Origin of the sequence: Flavobacterium frigidum, from assembly GCF_048286735.1 — a bacterium.
Classification (GTDB): Bacteria; Bacteroidota; Bacteroidia; order Flavobacteriales; family Flavobacteriaceae; genus Flavobacterium.
Window position 1 is genome coordinate 13837 of record NZ_JBLVPU010000031.1, and the last position, 16459, is coordinate 30295.

Sequence of the window (16459 nt, forward strand, 5' to 3'; positions counted from 1 at the left end):
TAAAATATAATTAGCGACTTGGCGGTCAAAAAAAATAAATATGAAAGACAAAGTAAACACATTAAACGATAAAATTGCCGAAGCACATTTGGGTGGCGGTAAAAAACGTATCGAAAAACAACATTCGAATAAAAAACTAACCGCAAGAGAGCGCGTTAATTATTTGATGGACGAAGGTTCCTTTGAAGAAATAGGGATGTTGGTTACACACCGCACGACTGATTTTGAAATGGAAAAAGAAAAGTATTATGGCGATGGAGTCATCACAGGATACGGAACCATAAACGGAAGATTGGTTTATATTTTTGCGCAGGATTTTACAGTTTTTGGAGGTTCTTTATCCGAAACTCATGCTGAGAAAATTTGTAAAGTCATGGATATGGCCGTTAAAATGGGAGCGCCGATGATTGGACTGAATGATTCTGGTGGGGCACGTATTCAGGAAGGAGTTCGTTCTTTGGGTGGTTATGCCGATATTTTTTATAGAAACGTACAAGCTTCAGGAGTTATTCCACAGATCTCTGCAATTATGGGACCCTGCGCCGGTGGAGCTGTGTATTCTCCTGCAATGACTGATTTTACAATGATGGTTGAAGATACCAGTTACATGTTCGTAACAGGTCCGAATGTTGTGAAAACCGTAACTAATGAAACCGTAACTTCTGAGGAATTGGGTGGTGCAAGCACGCATGCTACTAAATCTGGTGTAGCGCACATTACTTCTACCAATGATGTAGAATGTCTAGAAGACTTGAAACGGTTACTAAGTTATTTACCACAAAGCAATAAAGATAAAGCATACAACTTACCCTACGCACTGAATGATGAAGTGCGAACTAAATTAGCGACTATTATTCCAGATAATCCCAACAAGCCGTATGATATGCACGAGGTTATTGGTGGAATTATTGACGAAGATTCTTTTTTTGAAGTTCATAAAAATTATGCCGAAAATATCTTAGTAGGTTTTGCTCGGTTGGGAGGAAAAAGTATTGGGATTATTGCCAATCAACCCATGATCTTAGCGGGTTGTCTCGATGTGAATAGTTCAAAAAAAGCGGCTCGATTTACCCGTTTTTGTGATTGTTTTAATATTCCGTTATTGGTTTTGGTGGATGTACCTGGATTTTTACCGGGAACGGATCAAGAATGGAACGGGATTATCGTTCACGGTGCGAAATTGCTTTATGCCTTAAGCGAAGCAACTGTGCCGAGAGTAACTGTAATCACCCGTAAAGCCTATGGTGGCGCCTATGATGTGATGAACTCGAAACACATTGGTGCCGATATGAATTTTGCTTGGCCAACTGCCGAAATTGCCGTGATGGGAGCCAAAGGTGCCTCGGAAATTATCTTTAAAAAAGAAATTAACGAAGCCAATGATCATGAAGCAAAGCTTTTGGAGAAAGAAGCAGAATATGCGGAGTTGTTTGCGAATCCGTATACTGCCGCGCAACGTGGTTTTGTTGATGAAGTAATCCTGCCGCAAAATACCCGACGCAAATTGATAAAAGCGTTTAGCATGCTCGAAAATAAAGTAAGCATAACACCTGATAGAAAACACGGTAATATTCCCTTGTAGTTTGCAATGGCCGCAGTAAAAACCATCATTTAAGATGGTTTTTTTGTTTTAATGAAGTTTTTATTTACAATCAAATTCTACATAAAAATATTTTGTTTCCTATTTTTTTTTGATACGATTAGTTGGTAATATTAAAAGTAAACGTTTTAGCAATTCAATTTGTGTTTTTAAATTTCCGTTCAAAAAAACACTAGCAAAGTGAATAATTAAGGCGTTATTTAACCGGATTTGAAACATTTCTAAAAGTATTGTGTTGATAGGTAAACTGTTATTAAAATTAATGTTATCAAAATTTTTGGTTATCTTTTTTTTTCTAGCAAAAAAACTTAACTTGCGCCATCAAAAAAAAAGTGATATATCTTACAAAACTATGGGTAAGATTTTTAATTTCCTTTTTATTGTTTGACATTCCATGAAAAGATTACTTAATTTAAATACGTACTCTAAATTACTATTGTTGATAATTTCAACAAGCATCTTCTTTTTTCTAATTTATCTTTCTCTTTACCTGTATACTATTAAAGAAGAAAAGCATTTTTACAAAACTACTTACGATCAATACGATAAAGAGGTGAAGTCTCTTTTTAGACTTAACTCAAAAACTTCATTGGCTACTGTTATCGATGTTACCTATTGGAACGAATTGGTCACTTTCACCAAAACAAAAGATCAAAAATGGTACAGGAAATATATTGAAAGTGAATTTGCTTCCTATGAAGCAGATTATATTGGAGTGTATGGTCTGGATAAAAAAATAATAAACAAGACCGTCTCTCCGAAGCTCAGTAGCATTGATTTCATTCCAAAAGAGATGATGGCAGTACTGCATAAATCAAAACTAAAACGATTTTATGTAAAAATTCCTGAAGGAATTGTTGAGGTTTTTGGTGCAACAATTCACGCATCTCATGATCCTAAAAAAAATAAAACGGAACCCGCTGGTTATTTTTTTATGGCAAGGCTTTTAGATGAATCTTTTTTTAACGCCTTAGGTAATATCAGTAGTTCAAAAGTAAGTTTAGCCCCAAGGGAATATGTAATTGCTCACGAAGATAATTTTGTAGTTGTAGGGGTTGATTTAAAGGATTGGAAAAATGAAGTGGTCGCTAAAGTGCTTTTTAAAAGACGGTTCAATTTAAATTATACAAATACAAAAGAGATTCTTTTTATTGTTATTCTGGTTTCTTTGCTTAGTATTTTTGTTTATGCTTACCACACTAAGCGATGGGTGTACAATCCATTAAAATTAATCAAGAGTATTCTTGAGACTGGAAATATAAATGCTATAGAAAGTTTAAAAAAGTCCGATGGTGAGTTTGGATATATTGGAAACTTATTTGAAGAAAATAGCAATCAACGAAAGCAATTAGAAATAGCTAAGAAAAAAGCAGAAGAAAGTGATCGATTAAAATCATCTTTTTTGGCTAATTTGTCTCATGAAATCAGAACACCCATGAATGCTATTATGGGATTTAGTGATTTGCTTCAGGATTCAAATTTGGATAATAAAGAGCGAATTGAATATTTAAAAATTATAAAAAATAGTGGAAACAGTTTGGTGTCTATTATTGAAGACCTTATAGAAATGTCTAAAATTGATGCCAAGCAAATTATGCCTAATTATAAAGGATTAGACATCGAAAATTGTATTTTCGAATTGTATAACGCTATAAAAGTTACGATTCCTAAGGATAAAGACATTCAGTTTTATATTCTTGAAAACCCAAATAAAATTCATGAAAATATTAATACTGATGAAACAAAACTAAAACAGATTATCGTTAACCTAATTACAAATGCGTTGAAATTTACCGATAGAGGTTTTGTTGCTTTTGGCTATTCTGTTAATAAAGAAAAAGGATGCTTAGAGTTTAAAGTAGAGGATTCGGGTATGGGTATAAGTGAAAATTATTTGAAAGTAATTTTTGAGAGGTTCAGAAGGATAGAAGGCGATGCAACTCACGATTTATCTGGTTTAGGTTTGGGCTTGTCAATAACCAAAGCGTATGTAGAAATGTTAGGTGGAGAGATCAAAGTAGCGTCTACCCTTGGATTGGGATCTGTATTTACATTTACCATTCCATTAGATATAGATCAAACGGCTAAAGTAGTCCAACCCACAAAAGTAAAATCGGTTGCCAAGAATTTTGGAAAAGAAATTGTTTTAATTGCAGAAGATGACTGTATAAATTTCATGCTTTTGAAAAAAATCATACAGTCCAAAAACCATACAGTTATCAGGGCCAAAAACGGGCAAGAAGCAGTTGATATATGTGCAAATAATTCAAACATATCTGTAGTATTTATGGATATAAGAATGCCAGTATTAAATGGTTTTGAAGCCTACGAAAAGATTAAAGTATTTAGGCCAGAACTTCCAGTCATCGCACAAACTGCCTATTCCTCATTTGAAGATAAAGAAAAAATCATGAAAATGGGTTTTGTAGATTGCATTACAAAACCATTGGATAAGGAAAAAGTATTTGAGGTATTGGATGCTGTTTTTGTTGCAATTTATAAATAAAATGCAGCAAATTTAACTTACACAAACAATTTGAATTGCACTGTTTTAGTTAATTGTGCCATTCCTCCCAAATCTTTGAAAATAGATTTGCTTCATTTCTCTTTATGTTTTTTCATTAATCGCCTAAAGTTCGATGATTTTTGGCAGTACCTTAGTTTTGTTTCTAGCATATTTTTTAAAATTTAATTACAAACATATGATTTTTAAATCAATAGATCCGTATTCGCAACTTTTAATAGCCGAACATGAAGTTCTAACAGAGTCCCAATTGAATAAAAAATTGCAGTTGTCTGAGCGAGCTTTCAAAAACTGGAAGCAAACTACATTTGAACATAGAGGATTACTGATGAAAAAACTAGCTGACATTCTTAGAAAAAAGAAAGAAGAGCTTGGTTTTTTGATTACAAATGAAATGGGAAAAGTACTGTTTGAAAGTATTTCTGAAGTTGAAAAATCAGCTGCAAACTGTGATTTCTATGCGGAGAATGCGGAAATAATGTTGAAAGAGGAGTACTATGACACACCTTTTAAAAGTATGTCAGTTTATGATCCAATGGGGGCTGTTTTTGCAATAATGCCTTGGAATTATCCTTTTTGGCAAGTATTGCGGTATGCGGCGCCAGTGATTATGTCGGGCAATGTGACTCTTTTAAAGCATGCACCCAATGTTATTGCTTGTGCAAAAGCTATCGAAAATGCGTTTTTGGAAGCCGGTTTTCCAGAAGGAGTTTTTCAACAAATTACAATAGATATTCCTCTGGTAGAAAATGTCATTGCGTCAAATATAGTTCAGGGCATTACTTTAACGGGAAGTGAAATGGCAGGATCCGCAGTGGCTTCATTGGCAGGGAAGCATATTAAAAAAACAGTTCTAGAATTAGGAGGTTCTGATGCGTTTATAATTTTAAATAATGCAAATCTTGAAAAGGCTGCAACAGTTGCCACTCAATCGCGAATGCTCAACGCTGGCCAAGCATGTATTTGTGCCAAGCGTTTTATAGTCGTCGATGAAGTAGCAGATGAATTTATAGCGCTGTTTGCCAATAAAATTAATTTGCTCAAGCAAGGAGATCCAATGATGGAAGGGACTACTATGGGGCCACTTGCTCGATTGGATTTAGCAGAAAAATTAGAAAATCAATTACAAAAATCAATACAACAGGGCGCGAAGATAATAGTAGGAGGAGCACGAGAAAATTGCAATTTTCAACCCACATTAATCGAGTGTTTCGATTCAAACTCCATAGCTTTTCAGGAAGAAACTTTTGGACCGCTAGCAACGGTTATTAAGGTCAAAGACGAGAATCAAGCAATCGCTATTGCCAATAATCACCGATATGGTTTGGCCGCCTCAATATGGACAACGGATCGTGAGCATGCTTACCACTTGTCAAGAAAAATAGAAGCAGGAAGTGTTTTTGTGAATTCCTTAGTTCGCTCTGATTCCAGAGTTCCTTTTGGTGGAATAAAAAAATCAGGATATGGCAGAGAACTAGGTGCAATAGGGATTAAGGAATTTATGAATGCCAAATCATTAATTATTGAATAATAGATTTTCGTAGTTATTTAATCAAAGAATCGAGAATAGCAATTATGTATGACACAAATTCGTTCTCGATTTAAATAGACTTTAATTCTATTTTATAGCCTATCGAGCTACAAATTGATACTTTATATACTTATTCATAGGTATAGATCGCAGCTTTTAAATCCTTTGGTTTATTAGAAAGAATAACAATAAACGGAGCTCCATTTTGGGCAGCATTTTGTTTTAATCGCTTTTTACCATTTTCAGTAAACGATAGCGGAGATTCTCCTTTAGTTCCCAAATAAAAGGAAGTAATTATTCCAGACTCTTTCAGTCCTAAAGTTTGGTGTTTTTGTAATACAACAACTTTATTATAATCGGATTTTCCATTCAATTGAATTTTTTCAGAGACAATGAAAGGAGTCGTTTTTGACTTTTCATTCAATTTTACCACTGCATATTTACTGATGGATTGTTCTTCTAAACTTTGGGGAAAAGTATAATACACTACATTATTTTCTATTTTAATTAAGTTAATGTCAACTGTTACACCATTGTGTTTGATCATTTCATGCGTTTGAGCAATCAATGAAGAGGTGAATAAAATAAAGACTATTAGTACTAAAATTTTCATATCTGTAGCTATTTGTGTTTGTATATGTTCTTATTTGTAATTAGGATCTTTACAAGAACTATTTACAAATATGGAGATAAAATCTTTTCTAGTGACGGTATATAATTTTAATACTAACTCTTATGAATAATAATAAATCGACTAAAAGAATACTTCTTCTGTTTATTAAATAAAAATTTTAAACGCTTAAAATAGATTTTTGGTCCAAATTGAATCCCGTAATAAAATTACAAAAAAAGGAATTAATAGACCAAAATAATAGCTTGATATTGCGGCATATCCTTTTGATTTTTTTCTTCAAATTTTTGATGTATATGCTTGCTGAATTTTTTGTAAATCATATATTAACTTGATAAAAATTTTGAGTTTTAATTATTTATTTGCGAAAAAATTAAAAACCATTTAAAATTAAATTTACAATAACGGAATATTTTAATGGGGTTTTGTTTTTGTTTTTTATTAAAAAATGCGCTTAAGGCTCATTTTTTTAATATTAATTCTCATAAATTAATAAAATATAGGGGGTGTACCTAAATTTTTTAATTATTGAATTTTCAAAATTATCTCTTTAAAATATAGAATAGCTATTATTTTTTGATGATTTTTTGGTATTGATAATTCTTTGTGTATCAAGTTAAAAAACTAGAAAATAGGAATTCAACTGAGATAAAAGTTAATAAATTCGCTCTATAAATCTAAAAAAATTGAATTTTCAAAAGCGTATTTAAATTCCTTATTTGAGCCATTTCAATTTGATTTTTAAAATAAGCTACAGTAACAAACATAGCAAACTACTAACTAAAACTACCCAACATGAAAATCCAACTATCCTTTATTGCATTAGTACTAACAACATCTTTTACCTTTGCTCAAAGCGCTCCGGCATCGGCATCAACAACATTTGCAGGATCTGCTGATGCGTATTATAAGTATGATTTTTCTGGCATAGACAACAGTCTAACTAGTTTTACGAATTCTCACAATTCATTTGAATTAGGAATGGCGTCTATTGAAGCTTCACATAAAATGGATAAAGCCTCTGTTTTTGTTGATTTAGGATTTGGAAACAGAGCTGCCCAATTTACTTACAATGATGACGCATCAACTTTTATGATTAAACAATTAAATTTCACTTACGAGTTTTCAGATGCATTGAAAGTAATTGTAGGAAGCTTTAGCACTCATCTCGGATATGAGCTGGTTGATGCAGTAGATAATAAAAATTACAGCATGTCGTATGCCTTTACTTATGGTCCATTTTTTAATACAGGAGTAAAAGCGCAATATACTTCTGGTAAATTCAGCTTTATGGCTGGAGTAACCAACCCAACAGATTTTAAGACAACACTTGAAGCAGGTTCCACCCAAAAAACGTTTATTGGTCAGTTAGGGTATTTGGGAGATACGGGAAGTGCGTATTTTAATGTTACTTCAGGAAGCAGTAATCCTGTTTCTGATGAAAACAAAACTCAATTTGATTTTGTAGGGTCAAAAAAAGTAAGTGATTCTTTTTCACTAGCATTCAACGGTACCTATGCAATGACTAGAAATGATTTTGATAGCACACTAGATGGCGAATGGTTTGCTTTGGTTGGGTATGCAAACTTTGCATTAAAAGAAACTTTGAGTTTAGCCTACAGACTGGAGTATTTCGATGCTAAAGATGCTACGGCTGGTTTAGGACTACTAGCTGGGTCAAGTGTGGTTGGCAATACTTTATCATTAAATTATAAAGTAGGGAACTTGACTATTATTCCGGAATTCCGCTTAGATACTGCTTCTGAGGATATTTTTACAAACAGTGCTGCAGCTTCAAAAGGTTCAACAGCGTATGCTTTACTGGCAACAACCTATACTTTTTAATCTCCCCACTATTTTTTTTGACTGCCAAAATGCTTTATAAATTTTGGCAGTTTTTTTGTGCTTTGACTTTCAGTAATACATTAGTTTGAGTTGTCATTCAAAATTGAAGTTGAATAAAATAAAAAATGGTTTTTTGAAAGAATCAAAAAACCATTTTTGTAGGTATTGGCAATCTATGTATCTGCTATTGTTTTTTATAAATAGAATAAATAGTGTTTATTGTTTTTTCATCTAAAATTGCATTGACTTCTGTTTGAATATAATGCAGTTTAAAAGCGGTTATTGCTGCTGGTAAGTTTTTGGTGTCATATCCTATAATACGCAATCCTTGTTCAACATTAAAATCAGTTGGAGCAGTTTCTAAAAACTCATCGTACCAGATACCAAAACCATTTTCGGCTAATATTTTCCAGGGAAACAATTGACTTGGATCTTTCTTTCGTGTAGGTGCAACATCAGCATGACCGATAATGTTTTGAGCGGGGATATTATAATCTTTTTTTAACTTGGTCAAAAGTGCTAATAAGCTGTTGATCTGTAATTCAGAGAAAACTTCTGTACCATTATTGTCTAATTCTATACCAATAGATGTAGAGTTAATATCTGTGTTTTTCCCCCAAATTCCAGCACCTGCATGCCAGGCTCGTAAATAGTCGTTCAACATTTGAACTACTTTACCATCATCAGAAATTAAGTAATGTGAACTAACCTGTGATTCTATTTTGGTAAACGTTTTTAATGTTTGCTGCAAAGAGTCTTGAGCCGTATGGTGAATAATAATAAAATTGGGCTTTCTTAAATTAAAATTCACAGTTCCTATCCACTCGGTATTGATTCCGTTTTGTAAAGGAGTAGGGCCCATCTTAAAAAGAGTGTCCTTGTACGTATGCAGTTGTTTTGTGTATAAAGTGTCGATATTTATCTCTAAGTGCGGTATAATTGGTAAAGGCTGAGAATTTTTATTCGAAATAGTTTGCTTTAATGATTTGAGCTTTGAATCGTAAATTTTCTCACTTTTTTTGTAAGGATTCGTAGCGCAAGACAAAGCTATAACAGTTATTAAAAGGAAAGAGACTATTTTTTTCATACGAGCTTATACTTTTACAACAGAGTGGAATCGATTATTTAGATTTTTTTTTTGATTTCGATTTTTTAGGATTTTTCGCTTCTTCTTGAAGAACGGTATATTTTTCCTTTTGGTCTTTGTTTAACATTTCGATTATTTTCCTGTCTGTTGTTTCAGAGAGAACGGTGATGTTTTTTATTTTCTCTTCTTGACTAACTTCCGCTTTTATAAGCATACCTTGAGATTTGACACTTTCGGTCAGGATGTTAGAAATTGCTATTACTTGTAGTTCGTCAAGAATAAGGTCTGGTTTTAGTCTTTCCATAATCTTGCCGACTGTTACTTCAACAGGAACTTCTTTCGGTTTTTGAGGCGTTCTGGTTTGATCCATTGTGTTGTTCATTCTACCATTACCACCGTAACCATTCCCATAGCCACCATTGTTAAATTGTGCAGAAACTATAGTGTTGAAAAATAGCAGAAAAGCAATAACTGTTAGTGACTGAAAGTAATTCATTTTCATTTTGAGGAAGGAATTTAAATCAATTAGAAAAATTATATTGGTTCTCCGTACAAATCAAATTCTGTTGCTTCAATAATTTTGATCATTACAAATTCACCCGTTTTCACGTAATGTTTTGAGGCGTCAATCAAGACTTCATTGTCAACATCGGGACTATCAAATTCTGTACGTCCCACAAAATGAGCTCCTTCTTTTCTGTCAATAATGCATTTAAATGTTTGTCCTATTTTTTCTTGGTTTAAATCCCAAGATATCTGTGATTGTAGTTCCATAATTTCGTTTGCACGGTCTTGTTTTACGGTGTCAGGGACATCATCTTCCAATAAGTAGGCATGTGTATTTTCTTCGTGCGAATAGGCAAAACAACCCATTCGGTCAAATTTCATTTCTTGAACAAAATCTTTCAAGATATTGAAATCTTCCTGAGTTTCTCCTGGATATCCTACTATTAAAGTAGTTCGAATAGCCATGCCAGGAACAGCTGCACGGAATTCTTTAAGTAATTTTGTTGTTTTTGCTTGAGTGGTTCCTCGGCGCATGGATTTTAAAATAGAATCTGAAATGTGTTGCAGCGGAATATCTAAATAATTGCATATTTTAGGCTCGCGCTTCATAATTTCTAACACATCCATTGGAAAACCAGTAGGGAAGGCGTAATGCAAACGAATCCATTCGATTCCTTCTACTTTTACAAGTGCTTCTAGTAATTCTCCAAGGGCTCTTTTCTTGTAAATATCTAATCCGTAATAGGTTAAATCTTGGGCAATTAAAATTAATTCTTTCACTCCATTTTTAGCCAAGCCTTCTGATTCTTTTACCAATTTTTCAATGGTTTGCGAAACGTTTTTTCCTCGCATAAGCGGAATGGCACAAAAACTACAAGGTCTATCACACCCTTCAGAAATCTTTAAGTAAGCATAATTTTTGGGCGTAGTCGTTAGACGCTCACCTAATAATTCATGCTTGTAATCAGCGCCCAAAGCTTTCAATAGTTGCGGTAATTCTGTAGTACCAAAAAACTGATCTACATTAGGTATTTCTTTTTCTAAATCAGGACGGTATCGTTCAGATAAGCATCCGGTAACAAATACTTTGTCTACCAATCCTCTTTCTTTCTTATCAGCATATTCCAGAATCATATTTACGGATTCCGCTTTAGCGTTATCAATAAAGCCACACGTATTTATTACAATAATATTTCCCTCTTCAGCCTCAGGTGCTTCGTGTGTAACGTCCTTTCCGCTGGCGCGAAGTTGACCCATTAGCACTTCACTGTCATATACATTTTTTGAACACCCAAGAGTGATCACATTTATTTTATTCTTTTTTAAAGACTTCGTTCTCATAGCGGTATAATCCCGATAATTTGGGAATTTTGCAAAATTACAATTTTTTATTCAATCTGAACTTTTTTCAAACCCTTTTCAGATTATTAGGAGCTATTTCCTGCTGTGCGCTGCAAACAAAATTCACTCAACTCCTATAAAAATGAGTGCTAGGTGAAGCAATCTCTCGAAAAAAACGGGAGGATTTCTCCCAATGCTTCGGGACCATCAGGGCTAAAAAAAATCCGTCTTGTTTGCATAACGAGACGGATCACTATTTTAATTCATAATGCGTTTACAATTCAAATAATAACGTTAAGGAAACCGTGTTGTTTATCGCATAAATGCTGGCACCGTCTGTAAATCCTTGACTAAAAAATCCTTGTTGTGAATTTCTTTTGGCGTACGAATACGCTAAATCTAATTTGGTTGAACCAAAATTATACCCTAAACCTGCCGAATATCCAGTTAAGTCTCCTATCATTGTTTTGTTTTTATAAGGACTTTGCTCAAAACGGTATCCACCCCTTAAGCTTAATGCGTCAATTTTATATTCGGCCCCAATTCTTAGTTCTCCTGTAGTGTCCAAAATAGAATTCATATTGCTGTTTATAGCATTAAAATAGGAATCGTTTTCGGGTTTAAATTTAGTATTGCGGTAGTCTTTCATTGCGTAATCGATACTTATTAGCCCTGATTTTCCAAAAACATAGGCAAAACTTCCAGTCAGTTTGCTTGGTGTTTGCAATTTGTACGGTTCATAAACATTTATAAACTGTGGATCTACCACATCAGGCTCGAGTTCTTCGCTAGTATTGGCACTTACTGCAACAAGTCTCTGTGATAATTCATCTGTCAGGGTATACCAAGTTGAGGATTCGTAGGCTAATCCTACGCGCACTTCATTTGTTAACTTTGCAATAGCGCCCAATTGAAACGAAAAACCAGTTCCATAAGTATTCAAATCATTATCAAACTGTATTCTTGAAACTGTAAAATCATTAGTAAGGGGTGCATTATTTTCTTCAGAAAAACGCGAGGATCGTATGTAATCCGTAAAATGGGAATTTAAATTGATTCCTAAGTATATTTTATCTTTGTATGATGTAGCTGCGTTAAATGATAATTTTCCATTATATCCGGTGCTAGTTACACTATTTTTTTGATAATAATTAGCTCCAGCAGGCACATTAGATATAAAAGCAGAGTTAGGATCATTTTCATCAACGGGATTGATAATAAATCCTTGATAACCCAAAAAGGCTTGTTGTGCATCAAAACCACTCAATCTTGGAAATTGTGAGTTGGGCAAATTACGACCCAAAAATGAATATAAATCAGCAATTGATTCTCCTGTTACTCTATTTACAAATTGTTGTGGTACTGGCGCTCCATTATTTCCAGTATTTGCATAATTCAAAAAATATTGATCTACAGAATTGTTTGAATTGGTTCCAGCAGAAAATTGGTTGTTATCAAAATTATTTGCGTTTTCGTAGTTGATTCCAAATGAAACTTTTTTCCAATTACTGTTTGAGTTATTATTGTTAAAAACAAAAACTGCTCCTGCTTGATTTAAATCAGATGAGTTAGAGGCGTCTTTAGTTGTGGTACCAAAGTAGTTCGCATTGTTTTTTACGTTATAATTACTCAACGATAATCCCATTTGATTATTAGAAAACACTGCAGAACCCGCTGGATTAACATTTAAAGAGGAAAGGTCGCCGCCCAGTGCACCAAAAGCACCACTCATAGACCTATATCGAGCTGTACCAGTTAAATTGTCCTGTGCGTAACGCATAGCATCAGAGATGTCTTGTGATCTGGCATTGTTGATGGATAGCCCTAAAGCGAGTAGGAATAAATATTTTTTCATATTTAACAGGTTGGTTTTAATTTAATATCAAAATTGAAAGTTAAGACGGGTTGTTTATCCTCTGCCACCTCTTCCACCACCGCCAGATGATCTTCCGCCACCACCATAATTACCAGAGCTGCTTGATCTGCTATTGGAACTAGGACTATAGGATCTAGAATTATTGTCGTTTCTGGTGCTCGGAGTATAAGATCTCTCAGATCTATTGCTCTCGTTTCGTGTAGTGTTATAGCTTCCTCTTTTAGTAGGATTCGTATTAGAGTTGTTTTGTGATTGACCTTGATTTCTAGAGAAATTCGGACTCGTTCTGTTCATTCGAGTAGCTGAACCTCTACCAAAATTAGTATTGGAGCCTCTATAATTAGAATCTACAGTTCGTCCAGTGGAGTAATTTCTTTGACCTCTAGAATAATTTGAAGTAGTACGATCTACAGTGTTATTGTTTGCATAAGCAGAGCCTCTTCTGCCGGAGTTATAAGCATAGTTTCTGTTGTAATTATTATTTGAATATCCCCAATTGTTCCAGCCCCAATTGTTGCCATACCAGTTATTCCATCCAAAACCGCCGTTCCAACCCCAGTTGTTCCAGCCCCAATTATTTCCGCTCCAATTGTTCCATCCAAAACCGCCATTCCAACCCCAATTGTTTCCGTACCAATTGTTGAAGCCATAGCCATAACCACCATTCCATCCCCAATTGTTACCGTACCAATTGTTCATACCCCAATTATTGTCATAAACATTGATACTTACGCTTTGTGGGTTGCTTCCCCAGCCAGGATAATTATTGTTGTCTTGTAAAGAGTCGTTTTCGACGTCGTAATTGCCATAGTTGTCAACGTCTGTAAAAATTTCTACTGACTGATTGTTATTCTGTAAAGATCCAAAATAGTCTTTATATTGGTTCTTAGGAGCACTTTGTGTTTCTTCTTGAACGGCGCTTCTGGGAGTGCTACCATATATTCCATCAGAATCATAGTAAGAGCTGTTTTGGTAAGAACCACAGGATGTCAACAGAATGAACAAAACACCAATAAAGCAATAGCTTATTGGGTTTCGTAAGGGAAGAGTACTAGTTTTCATATATATGGAGTTTTTATTGTTGCACATTACAAAAATACTTAGTTTTGCTGAACTATTTATTTAAAAATATTAATGCAAAATTTGTGCCAAAACATTCAACATGAGTAAGAACTTAACTACACGAGCAGAAGATTATTCAAAATGGTATAACGAATTGGTTGTGAAAGCTGATTTAGCCGAAAATTCAGGAGTGAGAGGTTGTATGGTTATCAAGCCTTACGGATATGCTATTTGGGAAAAAATGCAAGGGGAATTGGATCGAATGTTTAAAGAGACGGGGCATCAAAATGCTTACTTTCCGTTATTTGTTCCTAAAAGTATGTTTGAAGCCGAGGAGAAAAATGCGGAAGGATTTGCAAAAGAATGTGCCATTGTAACACACTATAGATTAAAAAATGATCCAGATAAACCCGGAAAGTTAATGGTGGATCCTAATGCAAAACTGGAAGAAGAATTAATTGTTCGTCCTACTAGTGAGGCTATTATTTGGTCTACGTATAAGGGTTGGGTGCAATCGTACAGGGATTTACCTTTGTTAATTAATCAATGGGCAAATGTAGTGCGTTGGGAAATGAGAACGAGATTGTTTTTAAGAACTGCAGAATTTTTATGGCAAGAAGGGCATACTGCTCATGCCACAAAAGCAGAGGCTGTGGAAGAGTCAGAAAAAATGATGAATGTGTATGCTGATTTCGCTGAAAATTTCATGGCAATTCCAGTAATAAAAGGAATAAAAACAGAAACCGAACGCTTTGCTGGGGCTGAAGAAACGTATTGTATCGAAGCTTTAATGCAAGATGGTAAAGCGCTACAAGCTGGTACGTCACACTTTTTAGGTCAGAATTTTGCAAAAGCTTTTGATGTGAAATTCGCCAATGCCGAAGGGAAGCAGGAATATGTATGGGGGACTTCTTGGGGGGTTTCGACTCGTTTGATGGGAGCATTGGTTATGACACATTCCGATGATCAAGGTTTGGTGCTTCCTCCGAGCTTAGCGCCAATACAAGTTGTGATCGTTCCTATATACAAGACTGATGAGCAGTTAGAATCTATATCTACTGAGGTAAATAATTTGATTGCTACTTTACGGAAATTAAATATCTCTGTAAAATTTGATAACAGAACTACTCAAAAACCAGGTTTCAAATTTGCAGAATGGGAGCTGAAAGGAGTTCCTGTGAGGATTGCTGTAGGACCAAAAGATTTAGAAAATGGAACTTTTGAGGTTGCAAGAAGAGATACATTGACCAAAGAAGTAGTAGCTAAAGATAGTATTACATCATATGTGAGTGATTTATTAGAGCAGATTCAAAAGGAATTGTTTGAAAAAGCATTGGATTACAGAAATACGCATATTACGGAGGTTAATAGTTTTGATGAGTTTAAACAAGTTTTAGAAACTAAAGGTGGTTTTGTATCAGCCCATTGGGATGGAACTGCAACTACAGAAGAAAAGATCAAAGACCTAACGAAAGCGACCATTAGATGCATACCTTTAGATAGAGCTGAAGAGGCTGGAAGTTGCGTGTTTACTGGAGAAAAATCATTTGGGCGAGTGTTGTTTGCAAAGGCGTATTAAAAAAAAATATTTTTTTTTGCATGTCCTATTGTACGTTTCAAAAATAGTTGTATTTTTGCATCCGCATTAGAGAAGCAGGGCCCGTTCGTCTATCGGTTAGGACGCATGGTTTTCATCCATGTAAGAGCGGTTCGATTCCGCTACGGGCTACTATTTTTATTGCGTGTTACAGTTTTCCTGAACTTAGAAGGAAATATGGCCCGTTCGTCTATCGGTTAGGACGCATGGTTTTCATCCATGTAAGAGCGGTTCGATTCCGCTACGGGCTACAATTTCAGTATACTATATTGATAAAAACTTAGGGGATAATGGTCCGTTCGTCTAGGGGTTAGGACGCCAAGATTTCGTCTTGGTAACAGGGGTTCGATTCCCTTACGGACTACAAAATTAGTAAAAGATAAAAAATTATAAAATGGCAAATCATAAATCAGCTTTAAAAAGAATTAGAAGCAACGAAAAGAGAAGAGTATTAAACAGATACCAACACAAAACTACTCGTAACGCTATCAAAGCATTAAAAATAGCTACTGATAAGGCAGATGCTACGGCAAAATTATCAAGCGTAATTTCGATGATTGATAAATTAGCAAAAAAGAATATCATTCACGATAATAAAGCTTCTAATTTAAAGTCTAAATTAACTAAGCACGTTGCTAAATTGTAATTAGTACAATTATAAGATATTTAAAAAGCTCTCAATTTTTGAGAGCTTTTTTTTGGTTTGGATTGTTTGGATTTTAATTTATTTTGTCTTTTAAATAGGATCAAGTCTAAAACCTGTGGGGAAATATTAAATTTCGATATTTGTATTTTAAAAATAGATACAAATGCAAGATTCTTTTAGTGAGCTAATCAAATTATTATTACCTGAAATTG

At 34.4% G+C, this 16459-nt stretch carries 12 protein-coding genes and 3 tRNA genes; 9 read left to right on the forward strand and 6 right to left on the reverse strand.

Going from position 1 to position 16459, the window contains the following annotated elements; genetic code table 11:
- Nucleotides 1–40 precede the first annotated feature (40 nt).
- The 3 genes from ACNQGO_RS14610 (at nt 41) to ACNQGO_RS14620 (ending at nt 5655) form a co-directional block, all read left to right on the forward strand.
- A complete protein-coding gene (locus ACNQGO_RS14610) occupies nt 41–1582 on the forward strand; it encodes an acyl-CoA carboxylase subunit beta (RefSeq protein WP_417985726.1) in 1542 nt (513 codons plus the stop codon).
- A 412-nt stretch (nt 1583–1994) separates the two neighbouring features.
- Entirely contained in the window at nt 1995–4106 is a 2112-nt protein-coding gene (locus ACNQGO_RS14615; RefSeq protein WP_417985727.1) for an ATP-binding protein, read from the forward strand.
- 196 nt (nt 4107–4302) lie between these two features.
- Nucleotides 4303–5655 (forward strand): NAD-dependent succinate-semialdehyde dehydrogenase, encoded by a 1353-nt coding sequence (locus ACNQGO_RS14620; RefSeq protein ID WP_417985728.1) that lies wholly within the window; start codon nt 4303–4305, stop codon nt 5653–5655.
- Nucleotides 5656–5785: 130 nt separating this feature from the next.
- Here the strand turns inward: ACNQGO_RS14620 and ACNQGO_RS14625 are convergent, their stop codons facing one another.
- Nucleotides 5786–6268, reverse strand: a complete 483-nt coding sequence (locus ACNQGO_RS14625; RefSeq protein ID WP_417985729.1) for a hypothetical protein — start codon at nt 6266–6268, stop codon at nt 5786–5788.
- An 813-nt stretch (nt 6269–7081) separates the two neighbouring features.
- Between ACNQGO_RS14625 and ACNQGO_RS14630 the strand changes: the two genes are divergently transcribed.
- Nucleotides 7082–8131, forward strand: coding sequence for an outer membrane beta-barrel protein (locus ACNQGO_RS14630; protein WP_417985730.1), 1050 nt, complete (start codon nt 7082–7084; stop codon nt 8129–8131).
- Between the two features lie 184 nt (nt 8132–8315).
- Here the strand turns inward: ACNQGO_RS14630 and ACNQGO_RS14635 are convergent, their stop codons facing one another.
- The 5 genes from ACNQGO_RS14635 to ACNQGO_RS14655 form a co-directional block, all read right to left on the reverse strand.
- Nucleotides 8316–9218, reverse strand: a complete 903-nt coding sequence (locus ACNQGO_RS14635; RefSeq protein WP_417985731.1) for an N-acetylmuramoyl-L-alanine amidase — start codon at nt 9216–9218, stop codon at nt 8316–8318.
- 34 nt (nt 9219–9252) lie between these two features.
- Nucleotides 9253–9720: a hypothetical protein gene (locus ACNQGO_RS14640; protein ID WP_417985732.1), complete on the reverse strand. Its 468-nt coding sequence runs from the start codon at nt 9718–9720 to the stop codon at nt 9253–9255.
- Between the two features lie 32 nt (nt 9721–9752).
- Nucleotides 9753–11066 (reverse strand): 30S ribosomal protein S12 methylthiotransferase RimO, encoded by a 1314-nt coding sequence (gene rimO / locus ACNQGO_RS14645; RefSeq protein WP_417985733.1) that lies wholly within the window; start codon nt 11064–11066, stop codon nt 9753–9755.
- A 274-nt stretch (nt 11067–11340) separates the two neighbouring features.
- On the reverse strand, nt 11341–12921 hold the full coding sequence (locus tag ACNQGO_RS14650) for an OmpP1/FadL family transporter (RefSeq protein ID WP_417985734.1): 1581 nt from the start codon (nt 12919–12921) through the stop codon (nt 11341–11343).
- Between the two features lie 54 nt (nt 12922–12975).
- Nucleotides 12976–14004, reverse strand: coding sequence for a hypothetical protein (locus ACNQGO_RS14655; RefSeq protein WP_417985735.1), 1029 nt, complete (start codon nt 14002–14004; stop codon nt 12976–12978).
- A gap of 100 nt (nt 14005–14104) precedes the next feature.
- Here ACNQGO_RS14655 and proS point away from each other — a divergent pair, with 100 nt between their 5' ends.
- The 5 genes from proS (at nt 14105) to rpsT (ending at nt 16247) form a co-directional block, all read left to right on the forward strand.
- Nucleotides 14105–15583, forward strand: a complete 1479-nt coding sequence (gene proS / locus ACNQGO_RS14660) for a proline--tRNA ligase (protein WP_417985736.1) — start codon at nt 14105–14107, stop codon at nt 15581–15583.
- A 78-nt stretch (nt 15584–15661) separates the two neighbouring features.
- A tRNA-Glu gene (locus tag ACNQGO_RS14665) sits at nt 15662–15733 on the forward strand.
- Nucleotides 15734–15780: 47 nt separating this feature from the next.
- Nucleotides 15781–15852, forward strand: a tRNA-Glu gene (locus ACNQGO_RS14670).
- Between the two features lie 41 nt (nt 15853–15893).
- A tRNA-Glu gene (locus ACNQGO_RS14675) sits at nt 15894–15965 on the forward strand.
- Between the two features lie 30 nt (nt 15966–15995).
- The gene (gene rpsT / locus ACNQGO_RS14680) at nt 15996–16247 is read left to right on the forward strand and encodes a 30S ribosomal protein S20 (protein ID WP_417985737.1); all 252 of its coding nucleotides are present in this window, start codon (nt 15996–15998) and stop codon (nt 16245–16247) included.
- Nucleotides 16248–16459: the final 212 nt, after the last annotated feature.